This window comes from Streptomyces sp. NPDC012935 (assembly GCF_042900345.1).
Taxonomy (GTDB): Bacteria; Actinomycetota; Actinomycetes; order Streptomycetales; family Streptomycetaceae; genus Streptomyces.
The window spans coordinates 25366-44129 of sequence record NZ_JBIBBC010000029.1 but is presented as its reverse complement, the minus strand read 5'-3'; the positions used below and the strand labels follow the sequence as shown (position 1 = coordinate 44129).

The following is an 18764-nucleotide window of genomic DNA, read 5'->3' as shown; positions in this document are numbered from 1 at the left end:
CAGGTCGTTGCGGTGGTCATACACCTGCCGCGTCCGGCGCGAAAGGCACGTTACGGCCTGAAAGCGCTGCTCGTCCATGTCCGTACAACGTGCAACTACCCCGGATTCCGGCGATGTCTCCGCCCAGGTGTGACAGAAAACGCAGTCATGGCGCTGTAGAAAGTACGGGCCGCCGCGCGGCCCGTGCCGCGCGACGGCCGGGGCCTCTCCTGTGGGGGGTGGCGGCCCCGGTCGTCTCGCGCAGGGCCCGGCCCGGCTACCGGACGTCGACGACGAGGTAGCCGTCGATACGGCGGATGTGCTCGCTGGAGGGGTCGGACGGCAGCGCGTGGCCGAGGTCGCCGCCGCGTACTTCACTGATCCACTGATCGTGCTGGTACTCGTGGTTGATGAGCGCGGTCAGCAAGTGGGTTGCCACGACGGCGAGTCGGATGGGAGCGCCGACCCGGCCGGCGGCGATGTCCCCGATGCGGGACAGTCACCCTTCACGGCCCCGGCGGGCCAGGGGCGGTCGCCCCGTCGCCCTTGTTCGTAGGCGGGTTGGTTGGCCCGTTCGTCGGCCCATTGGTGGACCCGTTCGTCGGCCCATTAGTGGGCCCGTTCGTGGGCCCGTTCGTGGGTCGGTTCGTCGGCCCGTTCGTCGGCCCGTTCGTGGGACGGTTCGCCGACCCGTTCGTGGGTCCGTTGGCCGACCCGTTCGTGGGCCCGCTCTCCGTTTCCGCCAACCGCTCGGCGCAGTACGCGTCCACCTTGTCCGCACCGCCCGCCGCCGCGACGAGCCGCTGCCAGGCCGTCGAGTCCAGGGCTTTGCCGCGATCCTCGACCTGGTCGTACGCGCGGCACCTGGCCTCGGTGTCCTGGGCGGTGGGCGGGTGGCCGGGCTTGGCGGAGGCGGCGCCGGACGCCGCGGAGGGGTGCCCGTCGGTGGGCCTGTCGGGGACGCCGGCCGACGGGGTGGGCCTGGTCCCGTCGTCGCCGGGGGCCTTAGAGGGGCCGGACGAGCCGATCGCGGCGACTGCCACGCCGCCCAGCGCGAGGCTCGCGACGAACAGGGAGAGGGTGGTCTTCAGCGACAGGGGCAGTCGGCGCGGCTCGCGCGGCCGCCAGTCGTCCCGGCGTCGGCTGCGTGCCTGGTGTGCCCCCGCGGCACGGGCGGCCCGGAAGGCGGCCACGGCACGCTGCTCGCCCCCGGTGTCCACGGGGTGCCCGCGCAGCACTGCGGCGGAGAGCAGCGCCTCCAGCGCGGCGTCGTCGAGGGTCACAGCCGGGCCGGACGCATGCCCCGAGGCCCTGTCGTAAGGGCGGGCATGCCGACGGCCGGGTTCTCCGCCGCCGCTCCGCCGTTCACCCATGTCCGTCTTCCCGTCCCTGTCCGACCTGCTTGGTTGGCCTGTGCCGCCCTTTGACTGCGCAGCCGCCGCGGTCTGCGCGGCCCGCACCCACTTGAGCCCCTGTGGCCCATGCGACTGCTGTCACAGTCGCGACTGCCGTGACCGCTGTGACTCGTGAGCTCACAGAGCCTGTACGTCCGACGCGCCCCGTACGACTCACCGCGCTGGCCGCCTCGCCGCCTCGCCGCGTCGAAACGCCGTGGCGGCCTGGGGCCGTATCGCCGTAGTTCCGATGCGCAATGCACCGCAGCGCCGCCTGTCAGCCGCCGACACCCGCACTGTTCATTTCGATTCCCCCAGCGTCCGGGGGCCGTCATCCGTCACACCTGCGACGCCCAGCTGCTCGGCCAGACGCTTCAGCCCCCGGTAGGCGGCCGTCCGGACCGCGCCCGGGCGCTTGCCGAGGACGCGTGCCGCGGCGGGGCCGTCGAGGCCGACGACGACCCGGAGCAGTACGGCCTCGGCCTGGTCCTTCGGCAGCCCGCGGACCAGGTCCAGGGCCTGCTCGGTGGAGATCGACTCCAGGGCCTGGTCGTGCGTGTTGTGCGGACCGGGCAGGTCCAGTACGTCGTGCTCCAGCGCCGACGACCGGGGCCGTACCTTCTGACGGCGCAGATGGTCCAGCGCCCGGTGCCGGCCGATGGTCGCGGTCCAGCCCCGGAATCCGGCGCCGTCGCCCCTGAACCGGCCGAGGTCCCGGGCGATCTCCAGCCAGGCGTCGGAGGCCACGTCCTCCGCTTCGTCCCCGACCAGCCCGCGCAGGTACCCGAGCAGTGCCGGGTGCACCAGCCGGTACGCGACCGCGAAGGCGGCCTCGTCACCTTCCTGAGCCCGCGCGACGGCCGCGCTCAACTCCCCGTCGTGCGCGTGCCCGCGTCGGGGTTCCCCTCCCTGGCCCAAGAACTGTCCTTGTCCGTACCGGTTCGCGGCGGATTCGCACCCCGCGGTGCGGCCACCCTTGCCCACGCCCCTCCACGGTCAACAGCGCCCGGCCTCACAGAAGTGTCACAGGGGCCGTACACGTGACTGGTCGCTACAACCATTGCCACACATCGCGAGTCAGAGTCGCCGTGACCTGCGCACAGCCCTGTCACAGGGATGGCATACGATGCGCGCGATCAACATAAAGTTCGCATAAGGGGATGTAACGTCATGTCAGTTCGCGGTCAATTTCGCTCCCTTCGCGGCATATCCACCGCCGTCGCCCTGATCGCGATCGGCGCGGTGGGATGCGCGGACGTCACGGATGCCGTCGACAGCGCCAAGGACGGCGCGAAGAAGGTGGCCCGCCAGAGATCGGTGTTCTCGCTGAACGTCGGGGACTGCTACAACCCGAACAACAAGGCCGGGGGCACGGAGATCCTCGTCGAGATCGTGCCCTGCGCCGAGGCGCACACGGGCCAGGTCGTCGGCGACTTCAAAATCGAGGAAGGGTCGAAGTACCCCGGCGCGGACGCGGTCGCCGCCATCGCCGACGAGCGATGCCCCGCCGAGGCCGGGAAGTTCGCCCCGGACACCTGGGCGCTCCCCAAGGGTGTCGGACTCATTCACTACACCCCGACCCAGGAGAGCTGGGCGACCGGCGACCGCGCCGTCAGTTGCAGCTACACCAAGGACTCGGGCACCTTCACCGGCGCGCTGAACGCGAAGTCGTTGAAGCCCGAGCAGACCGCGTACCTGAACGGTTCCAACGCCGTCTACGACGCGTTCTGGGCCAACCAGTCCGACAAGGACTCCGTCGAGGCGGACTTCACCGGCTACAAGGCGCAGGCCAAGGCAGTGGCGGCCGCCCTCGACACGCATGTGAAGGGCCTGAAGGACATCGACGGCTCCGAGGTCGGCAAGCTCCGCGCGGACCTGACGAAGACGGCCGAGCAGTGGAAGAAGGCCGCGAACGCCGCCGACACGGACACGTTCTACATCGCCTACGACTCGGCGTTCACCGGCATCGACCCGAACAAGACGGTCGCCGCCCGCAAGGAGCTGGGCCTGGCCACCACCGTCCCGGCCGACGAGGCGGAGGTCTGGGCGAGCTGACGCCCTCGCAGGACCCGGCCGGGGCCCGCCCGTCACGGAGCCCCGGCCGGGTCATCGCCACTCGTGCCTAGCGCTGCACGGCGTCCCGGCACAACAGCCGCAGCGACCCGTCGCCCGCGAAACACCGCCGCGCCTCGTCGATCGGATCCCACAGCCGCCCATCGGGCGTACGGATCCAGTGGTCGCCGCCCGTCGCCCACCACTCGGCGCCGGCCTGACGGGCGATCACCTCGCCGGCGTAGGAGCCGAGACCGCGCAGCGTGTTCTCCACGGCGGCATACGGCGTCCGTTCCCGGCGCAGCTCCTCGATCATCCGGTCGACCCGCCACAAGCTCTGCGCCGAGTAGTCGAGTCGCAGCCGCGCCCCCTCGCGCATCGTCGCCACCGCGTCCGCCGCCCACCGCACCGGCTTGGTAGCGGCTGCGGGCCTGGTCTGCTGCTGAGTCGTCACACCCTGGAAAGCGTGCCTGAACTGGGATTCGTCACCCGGATCCGGCGACTTCCCGAGACCGGCGCAGGACCGCCCCACCTCGCTCCCACGACAGTCACAGGACTCCCCCGAGGAACCAGGTTTACGCGGGAGTGACGCTTGGCCGCTCCCGTGCGCTCCAGTCACTGATGAGCCTGTACTTCCATCTCCGAGCGGTGCCGCCCTCGGCACTGCGCAACAGCGCAACCTGGTTCCAGCGCCTGTTCGAGGACGACTGGGACACCGTGCGACGACGGCTCGACCGGCACCGCGACGAGCTGCTGGACCGTCGGTACGCCGAGCAGCACGCCCTCTACGCAGGGCCGGCGAAGGACGGGCCACGGGCCGACGTGGTTCTGGGTGGCCGGCAGGTGAACCACCCGATGCCGGAACACCCGCCGTTCCTGATCCTCACCGCGGCACAGGTCACCCGCGTCGCCGACTACCTCGGGTCGACCGACTTCGAGGCACTGTGGCGCCCACTGCAGACCACAGCCCCTCCCGAACCGGAAGTGCGCACCATCCTCGCGGCGGCCCACCGCGACCTCACGGCGTTCTACACCCGAACCGCGGACTACGGCGACGCGGTGGTGAAGTGCCTGCTCCCATGAACGTCCAAGTTCTGCAGCGCAGCCCAGCGAGGCGCGGGCAACTGCTCGACAAGCCCCCACACACCCGCACCTGCACCTGCACCTGCACCCGCCCGACAACCTCCCGCGGCGCCCCCTCAGGCGCCCGGCACCACCCGCGGAGCCATCCCCGGAGCTATCCCCGGAGCGTCCGCGCACGCCGGGAGACCACCGCCCGCAACACCCGCCGCCCCTCCGTCGACACCTCCAGCGCGCGGCGCAACCCGTTCGCGCCATGCCCGGCCAGGATCTCCAGGACGCTGATCTGGCGGCGCAGTTCGGCGGCGACGAGCGGCGACATGCCCTGCGTACGACCCTCGGCGGAGGCGGAGGTCCCCTCCGCGCGGGCCGAACCGATCGTCTCGGGGAGGGCGTCGGCCGGGGACGAGTCGTCCCCCGCGGGGTCGAGGAGCCGGTGGATCTGCAGCGAGGCGACGGAGCAGGCGTCGGCCCAGATCCGTGCCTCCGCGGCGGACCGTACGGCCGGGGCCGCGGCCAGCATCCGCCGGGCGAGCAGGGCGGCCTCGTCCTCGACGTCCGCGTCGTCCATGACGTCGGCGACGCCCAGCTTCGCGCGTACCTGCTCCAGCAGTTCACCCCACGCGGCGGAGTCCCCGCCGTCCGCGAGGTTCGCCCACAGCGGGCGCAGCGCCTCGTCGTCACCGCCCAGCAGCGGCACGCACCGGTCCAAACAAGCCAACCCGCTGGCGGCCAGTCCGCGTTCGTCGGCCTGAGCGATCAATTCCACCAGGCTCATCCACGCCTCCCTAAGCGGGTCTTTCCTGAGGGTCGGGGTCCCCGCACAGAACCCTGGCGAGCGCCGTCCTTTACGGAGCCCGCACTTCCCCTTACTGCGTGCGACGGCCCGGGAGTGTCACAGGGGCACGACGCCCAGCCGATCGAGCAGCCGGAAGAATAGGTTTTCGGCCAAAGGGTCCGCATCAGCGGTGAGTACGGCGACGATCGGCTCGGTGTTCACTTCGTGCCCTGCCTCGGCGGCCCAGGCGACGGCCCGCTCGGCGGCGTCGGGGGGCTCGAGGAAGTAGTCCTCCAGCGTGAGCCCCTCGGTTCCGGCGCCGAGGTACCCGGCCATCGCGCCGCGCGCGAGACAGGTCGTCCACGCCCCGCTCTCCGGCGCCGCCGCCTCCACCACCACGCAGTCGCTGTCCATGACGTACCCGAAGAGCGCGGGCGCCCCCGTCTCCAGGGCCAGGGCGTTCATGCTGCCGACGTCAGCGCCGCTGCTCGGGTACTCCCACACCTGCCACCCGCCGGGTGCCTGGGCCCGCAGGGTCATCCCCTCGGCGCCCGCCAGCGCGTCCAGTTCCGACAGCGGCCGCTCCCCGCGGCCCACGACGAAGTACCCCCAGTACCCCATTTTCGGTTCCCCCTGGCTGTTCGGTACGGCTCGGGCCGAATACACCACAGTCGCACGGGGGTTCGCAGCCGTATCGGCCAATCCGCGGCTTCAGTCCAGCCGGTCGGCGAGCGCCGTGAACTCGGCCCAGGACAGTTCCGGCTCACCCGCGTCCCACACCTTCTGCACCATCGCCCGCAGCGGCATCCGGATCCCGGCCGCGACTTGGGCCTGCGTCTGCGCGTTCGCCAGGTCGCACCACACGGCGAAGGAGGCGCCCAGGATCTGGTCGTCGTACTTGGCGGGGACGGCCGTCGTGCCGCGCAGGACCAGCGGCGTCCACTGCTCGTAGATCCGCTGACCCGTCGGATAGACGAACGTCTGCGGCTCCCCGAGCACGTAGTAGAGGAACTCGTCGTTGTAGTTGATGACCTTCCGACCCGTGCTCAGGTACTCCACCGGCGCCCGGGCGCCGATCTCCTTGCCCGTCCAGTACGCCACCTGGATGTCCTTGTCCGGCTGGACGGAGGTGTCCCGGAAGAACCCGTCGTTCCACGCCCGGGGGGTCCGGTCGTGGGCGCGGACGGTGTCGGCGCGGTCGTTGAGCCATCCGGTGGCGAGGTCGGCGACGGTGCCGCCGGAGCCGTAGTCCTCCCGGGCGGCGGCCGCGAGCTGCGGGTAGGACGCCTCGGGGTCGGAGACGACCAGTGCCTGGTACTCGTCGCCGCCGAGGTGCCACTGGTTGCCGGGGAAGAGCCCGGCGTACTCGTTCAGCAGGTCGTCGACGATCTCGCCGGACTCGGGCTTGGAGATGTCGATGGCGCCCCGGGTCGCCACCCCGTTGACGTTGCGCAGCTGAAGATCGGGGTGCGCGGCGATGACGGCGCCCAGATGCCCCGGCGAGTCGATCTCGGGCACGATCTGGATGTGCCGGCTCTGAGCCAGTTTGACGATCTTCTGGACCTGCGCCTTGGTCAGATGCTGCTGGGACACGATCTCCGGATGCGACTCGGACTCGATACGGAATCCCTGGTCGTCGGAGAAATGCAGCCCCAGCTGGTTGTACTTGAGGTCGCCGAGTTCCCGCACCCGGTCCTCGATCCAGTCGGCGGTGAAGTACTTGCGCGCCATGTCGAGCATGAACCCGCGCACCGGCTTGGCGGGCTCGTCCCGCACGACGCCCTCCGGCGCCGTACCCCCGTCGTGGACCTCCTGCTTGAGCGTCCGGGTCCCGTAGAAGACCCCCGCCTCACCGGGCCCGCTGATGGTCACCCGCCCGCCGCGCACGGTCATGGCGTACGACTCCGGGTCCGCACCCTCGTCGTCGTTCAGGGCCAGCCGCACGTCCCCGGCCCGCACGTCGTCCTTCTCACCGGCGTACTTCAGCCCCAGCTCACCGGCGATGAGCCGGCCCTCGTCCGCGAGGGCCGCGTCGCTCACGACGACCCGCTCACCCTGCGCGGGGCGCCAGCCGGGCCCACGGGCGGCGGTGTGGGAGGTCACGGCCGGGATGGTGCGGGGGGCCTTCGAGAGCGGGTACGACCGGGTGGGCGAAGGAGTCGGGGTTGGCGCCCCTCTCGGGGCGTCGGGCGAGGCTGCCTCGCCGGTCCCCGGCCCCGACCGCCGCTGCTCCGACTGCGCCGACGTTCCGTCGTCGCCGGTGGCCAGGAGCCCGAGGCTCACCCCTGCCGCGACCGTCACGACGACCACCGCGACGATCAGCACCCACGTCTGCTTCCACACCCTTGTGGCCGATGCCCGGCGCCTGTGCTTGTGCTGGCTCACATCGCCAACCTAGGCCCTATGCGCTCAGCCCGCCGTCCGACGGCCGTCCAGCGGGCGTTCCGAAACTCTCCCGTTCGACTGAAATTCGGGCATCCGTCGGACACCTCACGTCCACACTCGGTAACGTGGCGCCACTCCTCCCCCAAAATCTCCTGTCGAAACCACGTGACGCCCACACACCTTCCTGGCCGAGTCGCCATACCGTCGCTGCCCGAGCAGACCCGCACTCCACCGCCCCCGGACGCGCTGGAGGCGTTCAACGCTGCCCCCGCCGACGCGGTCCGGCGCACCCTCCTGACCTGCCTGCACAGCCCCCGCTGGGCCGACCGACTCGCCGACCACCGCCCGTACCCCGACGTCGAGTCCCTGCTGGCGGCTTCGGACGAGGCCGCGTACGACCTGATGCCGGGCGATCTGGCGCAGGCGCTGGCAGGAGAGACGTTGCCCGTGCTGCCGACCGACGTGTACGGCGCGGCCCACACGGCACTCAGCGCCGCGAGCGCCGCCTACGAGGCCAGGTTCGGACACGCGTTCGTCATCTGCGTGGACGGTCTCCCACCGAACGAGGCCCTCGACCAAGCCCTGGCCGGCATCCGGTCACGATTGACAAACGATCCGGAAGAAGAGCGGGTCCTGGCGGCAGAGGAACTCCGCCGCCTTGCAAGAGGACGCCTGGTGGAGGTTCTGAGGGGCGCCGGGAACTGCGCGACCAGCCACAACGAGCCCGCATCCGGCAGATAACCGGCCAGACCATCCGGTTAGCCGCCAATCCCCCATCCGCGTGCCACTTTGATCACATACCCAGCCCCCCGCTCAGCGCCGCAGGCGACCGTGGATACGATGCTGAGGGCCGGTGGACCGTACCCGGCCGGGCCCGACCGACAGCACAAGCCGGCTGGCCCCAATCCCCGCTCCCGGAGGAACTTCCGTGCCGGCTGGAACGCTGTACCGCGGCCGGGAAGGAATGTGGTCCTGGGTGGCTCATCGAGTCACCGGCGTCCTCATTTTCTTCTTCCTGTTCGTTCACGTGCTGGACACCGCTCTCGTCCGTGTCTCTCCCGAGGACTACGACAAGGTCGTAGCCACGTACAAGACGCCGATCGTCGCGCTGCTGGAGTACGGCCTCGTCGCCGCCATCCTCTTCCACGCGCTCAACGGACTGCGCGTCATCGCCGTCGACTTCTGGTCGAAGGGCCCGCGCTACCAGAAGCAGATGCTCTGGTCCGTCGTCGGCCTGTGGGTCGTGCTGATGCTCGGGGCGATCTACCCCGTCCTCGGCCACGCCGCTCGTGAACTGTTCGGGAGCTGACGCGCACGATGTCGAACAACACAGTCACCACTGACAAGTCCGCCACCGGTATCGGCCCGGTCGAGGGCGAGTCCCTCTACAACGTCGACAACCCGGCCCCCTACATCGAGGCACCGCGCCAGCGCACCAAGAAGACCCCGAAGTCCACGCGGGGCAACTTCGAGATGGCTGCCTGGCTGTTCATGCGCCTGTCCGGCGTCGTGCTGGTCGTCCTGGTCATCGGCCACCTGCTGATCCAGCTGGTGCTGGACGGCGGCGTGTCCAAGATCGGCTTCGCGTTCGTCGCGGGCCGCTGGGCGTCCCCGTTCTGGCAGGTCTGGGACCTGCTGATGCTGTGGCTCGCGATGCTGCACGGCGCCAACGGCCTGCGCACGGTCATCAACGACTACGCGGAGCGCGCGAACACCCGGCTGTGGCTGAAGGGCCTGCTCTACACCGCCACGGTGTTCACCATCCTGCTGGGCACGCTGGTGATCTTCACCTTCGACCCGAACATCCGCTAGGCACGGGGCTGAGGCAACCACCATGAAGATCCACAAGTACGACACCGTCATCGTCGGCGCCGGTGGCGCGGGCATGCGCGCGGCCATCGAGTCCACGAAGCGCAGCCGCACCGCCGTGCTGACCAAGCTGTACCCCACCCGCTCCCACACGGGCGCCGCGCAGGGCGGCATGGCCGCCGCGCTCGCCAACGTGGAGGAGGACAACTGGGAGTGGCACACCTTCGACACGGTCAAGGGCGGTGACTACCTGGTCGACCAGGACGCCGCCGAGATCCTGGCGAAGGAGGCCATCGACTCGGTCCTCGACCTGGAGAAGATGGGCCTGCCGTTCAACCGCACCCCGAACGGCACCATCGACCAGCGCCGCTTCGGCGGTCACAGCCGTAACCACGGCGAGGCTCCGGTCCGCCGGTCCTGCTACGCGGCCGACCGCACCGGCCACATGATCCTCCAGACGCTGTACCAGAACTGCGTCAAACACGGCGTGGAGTTCTTCAACGAGTTCTACGTCCTCGACCAGCTGATCACCGAGGTGGACGGCGTCAAGAAGTCCGCCGGTGTGGTCGCCTACGAACTGGCGACCGGCGAGATCCACGTCTTCCAGGCGAAGGCCGTGATCTACGCGTCCGGCGGCACCGGCAAGTTCTTCAAGGTGACGTCGAACGCGCACACGCTGACCGGTGACGGCCAGGCAGCCGTGTACCGCCGGGGTCTGCCGCTGGAGGACATGGAGTTCTTCCAGTTCCACCCGACCGGCATCTGGCGCATGGGCATCCTGCTGACGGAGGGCGCCCGTGGTGAGGGCGGCATCCTCCGTAACAAGGACGGCGAGCGCTTCATGGAGAAGTACGCGCCGGTCATGAAGGACCTCGCGTCCCGGGACGTCGTCTCGCGCTCCATCTACACGGAGATCCGCGAGGGCCGTGGCTGCGGTCCCGAGGGCGACCACGTCTACCTGGACCTCACGCACCTCCCGCCGGAGCAGCTGGACGCGAAGCTGCCCGACATCACGGAGTTCGCGCGCACCTACCTCGGTATCGAGCCGTACACGGACCCGATCCCGATCCAGCCCACCGCGCACTACGCCATGGGCGGCATCCCGACGAACGTCGAGGGTGAGGTCCTGCTCGACAACACGACGGTCGTCCCGGGCCTGTACGCGGCCGGCGAGGTCGCCTGTGTGTCCGTGCACGGCGCCAACCGCCTGGGCACCAACAGCCTCCTGGACATCAACGTCTTCGGCCGCCGGGCCGGCATCGCGGCCGCGGAGTACAGCCAGAAGGCGGAGTACGTTGAGCTGCCGGAGAACCCGGCGGAGCTGGTGCTCGCACAGGTGGAGCGCCTTCGCACCTCCACCGGCACCGAGCGCGTGGCGACGCTCCGCAAGGAGCTGCAGGAGACCATGGACGCCAACGTCATGGTGTTCCGCACCGAGCAGACGATCAAGACGGCGGTCGAGAAGATCGCGGAGCTGCGCGAGCGCTACAAGAACGTCTCGATCCAGGACAAGGGCAAGCGGTTCAACACCGACCTGCTGGAGGCCATCGAGCTGGGCAACCTGCTCGACCTGGCCGAGGTCATGGCCGTCTCCGCGCTGGCCCGCAAGGAGTCCCGCGGCGGTCACTACCGCGAGGACTACCCGAACCGCGACGACGTCAACTTCATGCGCCACACCATGGCGTACCGCGAGGTCGGCGACGACGGCACGGAGTCCATTCGTCTCGACTACAAGCCGGTCGTCCAGACCCGCTACCAGCCGATGGAGCGTAAGTACTGATGGCAACCCCCGTCATGGACAAGGTCGAGGCGGAGTCCACGGCCTCCCCGTACATCACGGTCACGTTCCGGGTCCGCCGCTTCAACCCGGAAGTCTCCGCAGAGGCCGTGTGGGAAGACTTCGAGCTGGAGATCGACCCGAAGGAGCGCGTCCTCGACGGTCTCCACAAGATCAAGTGGGACGTCGACGGCACGCTGACCTTCCGCCGCTCGTGCGCCCACGGCATCTGCGGCTCGGACGCGATGCGGATCAACGGCAAGAACCGCCTTGCCTGCAAGACGCTGATCAAGGACATCAACCCCGAGAAGCCGATCACGGTCGAGCCCATCAAGGGCCTGACGGTCCTGAAGGACCTCGTGGTCGACATGGAGCCGTTCTTCCAGGCGTACCGCGACGTCATGCCCTTCCTCATCACGAAGGACACGAACGAGCCGACCCGCGAGCGTTTCCAGACGGCGGAGGACCGCGAGCGCTTCGACGACACGACGAAGTGCATCCTCTGCGCCGCCTGCACGTCCTCGTGCCCGGTCTTCTGGAACGACGGCCAGTACTTCGGCCCGGCCGCCATCGTCAACGCGCACCGCTTCATCTTCGACTCGCGCGACGAGGCCGGCGAGCAGCGCCTGGAGATCCTCAACGACAAGGACGGCGTGTGGCGCTGCCGCACGACGTTCAACTGCACGGACGCCTGCCCGCGCGGCATTGAGGTCACGAAGGCGATCGCGGAGGTCAAGAAGGCGCTGATCACTCGGCGGTTCTGACCCTCCCAGGTTCGCATCAGGGCCCTGTTTCCGTCACTTCGGGAACGGGGCCCTGTGGTGTTCGGGGTACGCACGGCGGAACACGCTGGGGCGTGCGCGCTCTTTACAGCTTGTGACCCCAGTGGCCGTCGGCCATCTCGGCGAATGTGAGCGACTCGGTCCTCAGCCGCCCACCAGCGCTACGAGCTTCAGGAACGTGATCTCGGTACCGAGGCGGAGCTCGATCTCGTCGTCGAGGTCGGTGACCTGACGGTCGCCGACGAGTACGAGGAATCCGTTGCCGGCGAAGGCCTTGAGCGCCTGCTCGGTCTGGGCCTCGGGGTCCAGCCTGCGGCGGGTGCGCCCCGCATACCCGCTCGGCATGCGGTCCGCGTCCTTCGGCTGCACCAGCCCCTGGAAGACCTCCGGCGTGCGCGCGTTGTACTCCGTGACCTCCCGGAGCACCCGGCGCCGGATCAACTCGCGCACGGTGAGCCGCTCCTCGGCGATCTCGAGCCCCCAGCCGTCGCTGCGGCCCCCGCTTGTCGTCTCGTCGACGAACGTCACGATTCCCATGACGACGACGGTACGAGCCACCACTGACAATCACCGGTTCCTGCCGATCATCGCCTTACCCTGACGGTATGTCAGATGACGAGTCGTACGAACTGCTCGGGTTCGACAACGTGCTGCTGCCGGTCGGCGACCTGGCCGAGGCCCTCGAGTTCTACGAGCGCGCCGGGTTCGCGGTCGGGTTCCGGCTCGACGAGGCCGGGATCGCGGGGCTGAAGGTCGGCGGCGAGACGCCCGGGATCCTGCTGCGCACCGAGGAAGGGGTGACGTACCGGCCGCCGCCCTGGCCCTCCGCGCGCGTATGGCTGGAGGTGCCGGACGCGCGTGCGGCGGCACGGGCGCTGAGTGAGCGGGGCATCGTGCTGCTCGACGAGCCCGCCTCCGTGGCCACCGGCTGGACGGTCGAGATCGCCGATCCCTGGGGGAACGTCGTCGGGTTCACGGACTACTCCAAACGGCCGATGCTCGGGCGCAGGCCCTGACCGAGGTCACGGCGGGCCGCCCTGAAGTGGTGCGTGACGCAGGCCTCACGCAATCGAGTTGAACACGTTCAAAGACAGCTCTAGAGTCGTCACTGTCAGCATTTTGAACGTGTTCAAGGAGGGGGAGGCGTCATGGACCGCACGGTCATCGCCTACGTCATCTACCTGGTCGTCAGCATCGCCCTGACCATCTGGGTGGCCCGCACTCTCAGCCGCAACGGACGGATCTTCCTCGCCGACGTGCTGCGCGGGAACGAGAAGCTCGCCGACGCCGTGAACCACCTGCTGGTGGTCGGCTTCTACCTCGTTAACCTCGGCTTCGTCGCCCTGTACCTGAGCGACGACGACACCGTCGTGGACATTCGCGGGGTCTTCGAGGCCCTGTCGACCAAGCTCGGTGTGGTGCTCCTGGTCCTCGGCGTGATGCACCTGAGCAACGTCTACGTGCTCAACAAGATCCGGCGGCGCAGCGTCATGGAGCGGGAGCAGACGCCGCCGGTCGCGCCGCAGGAGTGGGTCGCTCCGTCGGCCGGGGCGTGACCGGATGCCCGGCGAGGCGACCGGCAGGGGCGCGATCGGCAAGGACGCGACCGGCAGGACGGACGCCGTGGCGGACCGCGCCGCGACCGACACGCCCGGTCCTCCGGTCCGCCGCCTGACCGTCCTCTACGACGCCCAGTGCTCCCTGTGCACCTTCCTGCACGACTGGCTCGTGCGGCAGCCTCAGCTGGTGCCGCTGGACTTCGTGGCGGCCGGGTCCGACGACGCGCGGCGGCGCTACCCCGGGCTCGACCACAGCGCCACCCTCGCCGAGATCACCGTCGTCGGCGCCGCGGGGCAGGTCTACCGGGGCGGCGCCGCCTGGATCGTCACGCTGTGGGCCCTGCGCGAGCACCGGCCGCTCGCGCATCGCCTCAGCACTCCGTCGGGGGCACGGCTCGCCAGGGGGGCCGTGCTCGCAGCCGCCAAGTGGCGAGGGGCGCAGTGGGACGGTACGCGCCAGGGCGGGCGGACCTACCGGCGTGCGGACGGGTGGTCGTACGACACGAGCCGGGGCTGGACGTACGAGCCGCCGGGCTGCGAGAGCGGCACCTGCGCCACCCGATGAGGCGGGTGCCGAGCGGGACCAACTCGTCCTGAACGGCATGTTTTGGGACATCGGTTTGGCATGCACCCTTCCAAAACCGTCCTGGGGTTGGCACGCTGCCCCCCGTTCACCACTGCGCACTCGCACCGACTGTCTGTCGTCCGCCGGGCGGCGCCCCACCCGGTCGCCCGGTCCCCCATCGCAGAAGGAGTACGCGTGAGAGGCATACCCCGCGTCACCCGCATACCCCGCCCCCTCCTCGGCGCTCTGGTCGGCGTCACCGCGCTGCTCACCGCCGGCGCCCTCGCCGCACCCGCGGGCGCCGCGCCGAGGTCGGACAGCCCGACCGGCGTCAGCTCGGTCTCGGCCGGCGCGCAGCAGCAGGCCCGTGAGTTCTGGACATCGGAACGGATGCGCGCGGCCACCCCGCTCGACCTGGCGACCGTGAACGGGCACATCGACGGCGGCTCGGCGCCCCGCAAGGGCACGGCGACCACCGTCGCGCCCAGCGCGCCGGCCGGCCGCACCGCCTCCGACATCGGCCTCCTGGCCTTCCCGCACAGCGGCGGCCAGTGGACCGGCGGCGGAGCGGTCGTATCCACCGCGGGCCGCGTCTTCTTCACGTACCAGGGCCGTACGGCGTCCTGCTCCGGCAACGCCGTCACCAGCGCCAACAAGAGCACCGTGATCACGGCGGGCCACTGCGTGAAGCTGGAGGGCGCCTGGCACACCAACTGGGTCTTCGTGCCCGGCTACCACGACGGGCAGGCCCCTCATGGCCGCTGGACCGCGTCGAAGACCCTGTCCACTCCGCAGTGGACGGCGAGCGAGGACATCAACTACGACGTCGGCGCGGCGGTCGTCGCCCCGCTGGACGGCAAACTGCTGACGGACGTCGTCGGCGGACAGGGGCTGGCCTTCAACACCGGCTACAACCTGCGCATGTACGCGTTCGGCTTCCCGGCCGCGGCCCCGTACGACGGCGAGAAGTTCATCTACTGCAGCGGCAACACCAACCGGGACTTCCTGCTGTCGAACGACCACGGCATGAACTGCAACATGACCGGCGGCTCCAGCGGCGGCCCCTGGTTCACTCAGTTCAACGAGGCCACGGGCACCGGCCTGCTGTCCTCGGTGAACAGCTTCAAGTACAACTTCCTGCCGAACCGGATGTACGGCCCGTACTTCGGCGCCGACGCCCAGAACCTCTACCAGGCGGCACAGGCCTCCTGACCGGCGGCCGAAACGCCACTCGTTAGGCTCTCTTTCCGTGTCCTCGAAGAACGACAGCCCTGAACAGGGCGATGCGCCCAGCAAGTCCGAGCAGACCCGTGCGCTCATCCTGGAGACGGCCATGCGGCTGTTCCAGGAGCGCGGCTACGACAAGACGACGATGCGGGCGATCGCCCAGGAGGCCGGGGTCTCCGTCGGCAACGCGTACTACTACTTCGCGGGCAAGGAACACCTGATCCAGGGCTTCTACGACCGGATCGCCGCCGAGCACCGAGCGGCGATCCGGGACGTCCTGGCCCGCGAGAGCGACCTGGAGGCGCGGCTCGCGGGGGTGCTGAAGGTGTGGCTGGACATCGCCACGCCGTACCACGAGTTCGCGGTGCAGTTCTTCAAGAACGCCGCCGATCCCGACAGCCCGCTCAGCCCCTTCTCCGCCGAGTCGGAGCACGCGCGCGAGGAGGCCATCGACATCCACCGGCAGGTGCTCGCGGGCTCGGCGAAGACCAAGGTGCCCGAGGACCTGAGGGACGTACTGCCCGAGATGATGTGGCTCGGCCAGATGGGGCTCGTCCTGTACTGGATCTTCGACCGGACCGAGGGGCGCGAGCGCAGCTATCGGCTGGCCGAGCGGTCCGCCCGGCTCACTGCCCGGGGTGTGGCGCTGGCGCGGTTCCGGGTGCTGCGGCCGCTGGTGCGCGACGTGCACGAGCTGTTCACGGACTTCCTGCCGGGGATGACGAACGCGCTGCCGGACCCGGCGAAGGGCCGGACGAAGGGCGATACGAAGGGCGGTACGAAGGGCAAGGAGGCGCCCGTCGAGGACGAGCGCCCCTGAAGCTTCCTTCCGCGTCGGTCAGTTGACGCCGCCCCCGCGCGGCGCGGCGTCCACCTCGCCCTCGGCCAGCTCGACGTCGTGCACGAGCGGCCCGTCCGCCACGACGACCTGCCCCGCCCGCGACCCGTACGACGGAGCGGTCGTCGCCAGCAGATACGTCCCGGGCGCCGGCACGGACACGATGTACGAGCCGTCCGCCAGGGACGTCACCCGGTCCACCTGGCGCCCGCCCTTCGTCAGCAGCGTCACCGCCGCACCGTCGACCGGCTCACCGTCAGCGGTGCGGACGTACCCGTGCACGACCGAGGCCCGGCCCGCCCCGGCCGGCTCCTCCTCGGTCGCCGGCGCCGGCGCGTCCTCCTTCGGTTCGACCGCCAGGTGCGGCAGCCGCTTCTCCATCCAGTCCGGCAACCACCAGTTGGACTTGCCGAGCAGGTGCATCGCGGCCGGCACCAGGGCCGTACGCAGGATGAACGCGTCCAGGGCGACGGCGGCCGCAAGGCCGATGCCCGCCATCGCGCCCTCCATGTCGCCGCTCAGCACGAACGCGCTGAACACACAGATCATGATCAGGGCGGCCGAGTTGATGACCCGGCTGGTCTCCGCGAGGCCGACGCGTACCGCACGCGCGTTGTCCTTCGTGTGCACCCACTCCTCGTGCATACGGCTCACCAGGAACACCTGGTAGTCCATGGAGAGGCCGAACAGCAGGGACAGCATGATGACCGGCAGGAACGACGTGATCGGGCCCTCCTTGCCGACGCCGATCAGCTCGGTGCCCCAGCCCCACTGGAAGATCGCCACCAGGACGCCGAAGGACGCAGCTGCAGCGATGAGGTTCATCAGGGCGGCCGTCAGCGGCACCACCAGCGACCGGAAGGCCACCATCAGCAGCAGGAAGCCGAGCGTGATGATCGTCGCGACGAAGTACGGCAGGCGGTCGCCGGTCACCGAGGCGAAGTCCTTGAAGACCGCCGTCACTCCGCCCACATGTGCCTCGGCCCCGGACTTCGGGATCACGTCGTCGCGCAGCCGGTCGATCAGCCGGTCCGTCTGCTCGGACTGGGGTGATGTGGTCGGTACGACCTGGATGACCGTGACGCCGTTCGCGGGCGGGACCGCGGCCACCTGGGCGACGCCCTCGGTGGACCTGATGCCGTCGACCAGGCCGGCGGGGGCGTCGCCCTCGACGACCACCTGGAGCGGGCCGTTGACGCCGGGCCCGAAGCCCTCGGCGAGCAGGTCGTAGGCCTGCCGGGTCGTGGTCGACTCCTGGTGGTTGCCCTGGTCGGTGGCGCCCAGGCGGAGCGACAGCACGGGGATCGCCAGGACCGCCATGACCACGACGGCCAGCGCCGCGAGCCGCCGCGGTCGCCTTTGGACGTACGCCGACCAGCGCGCCGCGAGGCCGCTCGCCTCCTCCGGCTCCGGTCCCGCGGCGGCGAGCCGGCGCCGCTGCCGGCGGCTGAGGACACGCATGCCCAGCAGGCCGAGCAGGGCGGGCAGCAGAGTGATCGCGGCCAGCACGCTCAGGACGACCGTCAGGGAGGTCGCGACGACCACGCCGTCCAGGAACCGCATGTTCATCACCAGCATGCCGGCGAGCGCGATGCACACCGTGCCGCCCGCGAACAGCACCGCGCGCCCTGAGGTGTTGAGGGCCGTCACCGCCGACTCCTCGGGCTTCATCCCGCGCAGGATGCCGCGCCGGTGCCGGGTGACGATGAACAGGGCGTAGTCGATGCCGACACCGAGGCCGATCAACGAGCCGAGCAGCGGGGCCACTTCGGGCACGTCCGTGACATGGCTGAGCAGCATCGTCCCGATCAGGCCGGTGCCGACTCCCGCGATCGCCACGACGATCGGCAGCAGCATCGCGAACAGCGAGCCGAACGCCAGGAACAGCACGACCGCGGCGGCGAGGATGCCGACCGCCTCCGCCGTGCCCTGGGGCGGCTCCTGGGTACGGGCGATGGCCTGGCCGCCCAGCTCGACCTGGAGCCCGTCGCGTTCGGCGGCCTGCGCCGTGTCGACGACGTCCTCGATAAGCTCCTTCGGGATGCCGTTCGCCTGCTCGGTAAAGGTGATCTGGGCGTACGCGATCCGCCCGTCCCGGCTGATCTGCGCGGCCCCTTGCGCCGCGTACGGGTCGGTGACCTCACCGACCCCCTTCATCCGCCCGATCTCCTCGAGCGCGGGCTCGATCCGGGAGCGTACGGACTCGTCCCGGACGGACTCCCCGGCGTCCCCGTCCGCCTTCCACACCACCGTGTCGGTGTCGCCCGCGCGCTCCGGGAAGGCCTTCTCCATCAGTTCGTACGCGGTCGTGGAGTCCGTGTTCGGGAGGGAGAAGACGTTCGCGTAGTTCGTGCCCGCGGCCGAACTCGCCGCCCCCAGGCCGAACAGTGCCCCCAACCACAGCAACAGGACCACCAGCCGGTGCCGATAGCACCACCGTGCCAATGCCGCCACGCTCAACGCTCCTTATTCGGTTCGGTCGGTCCCCCAGGTCCTGGGCAACAGGATTGGCGGCGCGGCCCGTGCGTGGCAGGCGATG

Annotated in this window: 21 protein-coding genes; 12 read left to right on the top strand and 9 right to left on the bottom strand. The window is 70.1% G+C overall.

The window, feature by feature from the left end:
• Window positions 1-256: 256 nt before the first annotated feature.
• The 3 genes from ACFY5C_RS39380 to ACFY5C_RS39370 form a co-directional block, all read right to left on the bottom strand.
• Window positions 257-418 carry a hypothetical protein gene (locus tag ACFY5C_RS39380; protein WP_389454622.1) on the bottom strand — a complete coding sequence of 54 codons (162 nt, stop codon included), beginning with the start codon at window positions 416-418 and terminating at the stop codon, window positions 257-259.
• 67 nt (window positions 419-485) lie between these two features.
• Window positions 486-1352, bottom strand: coding sequence for a hypothetical protein (locus tag ACFY5C_RS39375; protein ID WP_389454619.1), 867 nt, complete (start codon window positions 1350-1352; stop codon window positions 486-488).
• 321 nt (window positions 1353-1673) lie between these two features.
• Window positions 1674-2291, bottom strand: coding sequence for an RNA polymerase sigma factor (locus tag ACFY5C_RS39370; protein ID WP_389454616.1), 618 nt, complete (start codon window positions 2289-2291; stop codon window positions 1674-1676).
• 252 nt (window positions 2292-2543) lie between these two features.
• Here ACFY5C_RS39370 and ACFY5C_RS39365 point away from each other — a divergent pair, with 252 nt between their 5' ends.
• Window positions 2544-3428 carry a septum formation family protein gene (locus tag ACFY5C_RS39365; protein WP_389454613.1) on the top strand — a complete coding sequence of 295 codons (885 nt, stop codon included), beginning with the start codon at window positions 2544-2546 and terminating at the stop codon, window positions 3426-3428.
• 67 nt (window positions 3429-3495) lie between these two features.
• On the opposite strand, the gene ACFY5C_RS39360 is transcribed toward ACFY5C_RS39365, so the two are convergent.
• A complete protein-coding gene (locus ACFY5C_RS39360) occupies window positions 3496-3879 on the bottom strand; it encodes a hypothetical protein (protein ID WP_389454610.1) in 384 nt (127 codons plus the stop codon).
• A gap of 167 nt (window positions 3880-4046) precedes the next feature.
• Here ACFY5C_RS39360 and ACFY5C_RS39355 point away from each other — a divergent pair, with 167 nt between their 5' ends.
• Entirely contained in the window at window positions 4047-4508 is a 462-nt protein-coding gene (locus ACFY5C_RS39355; protein ID WP_389454607.1) for a DUF1877 family protein, read from the top strand.
• Between the two features lie 154 nt (window positions 4509-4662).
• On the opposite strand, the gene ACFY5C_RS39350 is transcribed toward ACFY5C_RS39355, so the two are convergent.
• The 3 genes from ACFY5C_RS39350 to ACFY5C_RS39340 all read right to left on the bottom strand — a co-directional run bounded on the left by ACFY5C_RS39350 (window position 4663) and on the right by ACFY5C_RS39340 (window position 7608).
• The gene (locus ACFY5C_RS39350; protein WP_389454604.1) at window positions 4663-5283 is read right to left on the bottom strand and encodes a hypothetical protein; all 621 of its coding nucleotides are present in this window, start codon (window positions 5281-5283) and stop codon (window positions 4663-4665) included.
• Window positions 5284-5400: 117 nt separating this feature from the next.
• Window positions 5401-5904, bottom strand: coding sequence for a hypothetical protein (locus tag ACFY5C_RS39345; protein WP_389454601.1), 504 nt, complete (start codon window positions 5902-5904; stop codon window positions 5401-5403).
• 90 nt (window positions 5905-5994) lie between these two features.
• Window positions 5995-7608, bottom strand: a complete 1614-nt coding sequence (locus ACFY5C_RS39340; protein WP_389454704.1) for a glycoside hydrolase family 20 protein — start codon at window positions 7606-7608, stop codon at window positions 5995-5997.
• 225 nt (window positions 7609-7833) lie between these two features.
• Between ACFY5C_RS39340 and ACFY5C_RS39335 the strand changes: the two genes are divergently transcribed.
• The 5 genes from ACFY5C_RS39335 (at window position 7834) to ACFY5C_RS39315 (ending at window position 12018) form a co-directional block, all read left to right on the top strand.
• The gene (locus ACFY5C_RS39335; protein WP_389454599.1) at window positions 7834-8409 is read left to right on the top strand and encodes a 2-oxo-4-hydroxy-4-carboxy-5-ureidoimidazoline decarboxylase; all 576 of its coding nucleotides are present in this window, start codon (window positions 7834-7836) and stop codon (window positions 8407-8409) included.
• A 187-nt stretch (window positions 8410-8596) separates the two neighbouring features.
• Window positions 8597-8977 carry a succinate dehydrogenase, cytochrome b556 subunit gene (gene sdhC / locus ACFY5C_RS39330; protein WP_079052045.1) on the top strand — a complete coding sequence of 127 codons (381 nt, stop codon included), beginning with the start codon at window positions 8597-8599 and terminating at the stop codon, window positions 8975-8977.
• An 8-nt stretch (window positions 8978-8985) separates the two neighbouring features.
• Window positions 8986-9480 carry a succinate dehydrogenase hydrophobic membrane anchor subunit gene (locus ACFY5C_RS39325; RefSeq protein WP_389454596.1) on the top strand — a complete coding sequence of 165 codons (495 nt, stop codon included), beginning with the start codon at window positions 8986-8988 and terminating at the stop codon, window positions 9478-9480.
• Window positions 9481-9502: 22 nt separating this feature from the next.
• Window positions 9503-11257 carry a succinate dehydrogenase flavoprotein subunit gene (gene sdhA, locus ACFY5C_RS39320; RefSeq protein ID WP_389454593.1) on the top strand — a complete coding sequence of 585 codons (1755 nt, stop codon included), beginning with the start codon at window positions 9503-9505 and terminating at the stop codon, window positions 11255-11257.
• Window positions 11257-12018, top strand: coding sequence for a succinate dehydrogenase iron-sulfur subunit (locus ACFY5C_RS39315; RefSeq protein WP_383613769.1), 762 nt, complete (start codon window positions 11257-11259; stop codon window positions 12016-12018). The genes sdhA and ACFY5C_RS39315 overlap by 1 nt, the downstream gene beginning before the upstream one ends.
• 162 nt (window positions 12019-12180) lie before the next feature.
• Here the strand turns inward: ACFY5C_RS39315 and ACFY5C_RS39310 are convergent, their stop codons facing one another.
• The gene (locus ACFY5C_RS39310; RefSeq protein ID WP_389454589.1) at window positions 12181-12573 is read right to left on the bottom strand and encodes a hypothetical protein; all 393 of its coding nucleotides are present in this window, start codon (window positions 12571-12573) and stop codon (window positions 12181-12183) included.
• A 68-nt stretch (window positions 12574-12641) separates the two neighbouring features.
• Between ACFY5C_RS39310 and ACFY5C_RS39305 the strand changes: the two genes are divergently transcribed.
• From ACFY5C_RS39305 to ACFY5C_RS39285, 5 genes are all read left to right on the top strand, one after another.
• A complete protein-coding gene (locus ACFY5C_RS39305) occupies window positions 12642-13052 on the top strand; it encodes a VOC family protein (RefSeq protein ID WP_389454586.1) in 411 nt (136 codons plus the stop codon).
• Between the two features lie 132 nt (window positions 13053-13184).
• Complete coding sequence (locus ACFY5C_RS39300) at window positions 13185-13592, top strand: hypothetical protein (protein WP_389454584.1); 408 nt, start codon at window positions 13185-13187, stop codon at window positions 13590-13592.
• 4 nt (window positions 13593-13596) lie between these two features.
• Window positions 13597-14160 carry a thiol-disulfide oxidoreductase DCC family protein gene (locus tag ACFY5C_RS39295; RefSeq protein WP_389454581.1) on the top strand — a complete coding sequence of 188 codons (564 nt, stop codon included), beginning with the start codon at window positions 13597-13599 and terminating at the stop codon, window positions 14158-14160.
• Window positions 14161-14355: 195 nt separating this feature from the next.
• Complete coding sequence (locus ACFY5C_RS39290; RefSeq protein WP_389454578.1) at window positions 14356-15372, top strand: trypsin-like serine peptidase; 1017 nt, start codon at window positions 14356-14358, stop codon at window positions 15370-15372.
• Window positions 15373-15409: 37 nt separating this feature from the next.
• The gene (locus tag ACFY5C_RS39285; RefSeq protein ID WP_389454575.1) at window positions 15410-16207 is read left to right on the top strand and encodes a TetR/AcrR family transcriptional regulator; all 798 of its coding nucleotides are present in this window, start codon (window positions 15410-15412) and stop codon (window positions 16205-16207) included.
• A gap of 18 nt (window positions 16208-16225) precedes the next feature.
• Here the strand turns inward: ACFY5C_RS39285 and ACFY5C_RS39280 are convergent, their stop codons facing one another.
• Complete coding sequence (locus tag ACFY5C_RS39280; protein ID WP_389454702.1) at window positions 16226-18670, bottom strand: MMPL family transporter; 2445 nt, start codon at window positions 18668-18670, stop codon at window positions 16226-16228.
• Window positions 18671-18764: the final 94 nt, after the last annotated feature.

Bases quoted from the DNA above. Each gene is read 5' to 3' on its own strand.
- ACFY5C_RS39375 (WP_389454619.1), bottom strand. From the start codon at position 1,352: ATGGGTGAACGGCGGAGCGGCGGCGGAGAACCCGGCCGTCGGCATGCC.
- ACFY5C_RS39365 (WP_389454613.1), top strand. From the start codon at position 2,544: ATGTCAGTTCGCGGTCAATTTCGCTCCCTTCGCGGCATATCCACCGCC.
- ACFY5C_RS39355 (WP_389454607.1), top strand. From the start codon at position 4,047: ATGAGCCTGTACTTCCATCTCCGAGCGGTGCCGCCCTCGGCACTGCGC.
- ACFY5C_RS39350 (WP_389454604.1), bottom strand. From the start codon at position 5,283: ATGAGCCTGGTGGAATTGATCGCTCAGGCCGACGAACGCGGACTGGCC.
- ACFY5C_RS39345 (WP_389454601.1), bottom strand. From the start codon at position 5,904: ATGGGGTACTGGGGGTACTTCGTCGTGGGCCGCGGGGAGCGGCCGCTG.
- ACFY5C_RS39325 (WP_389454596.1), top strand. From the start codon at position 8,986: ATGTCGAACAACACAGTCACCACTGACAAGTCCGCCACCGGTATCGGC.
- sdhA (WP_389454593.1), top strand. From the start codon at position 9,503: ATGAAGATCCACAAGTACGACACCGTCATCGTCGGCGCCGGTGGCGCG.
- ACFY5C_RS39315 (WP_383613769.1), top strand. From the start codon at position 11,257: ATGGCAACCCCCGTCATGGACAAGGTCGAGGCGGAGTCCACGGCCTCC.
- ACFY5C_RS39310 (WP_389454589.1), bottom strand. From the start codon at position 12,573: ATGGGAATCGTGACGTTCGTCGACGAGACGACAAGCGGGGGCCGCAGC.
- ACFY5C_RS39305 (WP_389454586.1), top strand. From the start codon at position 12,642: ATGTCAGATGACGAGTCGTACGAACTGCTCGGGTTCGACAACGTGCTG.
- ACFY5C_RS39300 (WP_389454584.1), top strand. From the start codon at position 13,185: ATGGACCGCACGGTCATCGCCTACGTCATCTACCTGGTCGTCAGCATC.
- ACFY5C_RS39295 (WP_389454581.1), top strand. From the start codon at position 13,597: ATGCCCGGCGAGGCGACCGGCAGGGGCGCGATCGGCAAGGACGCGACC.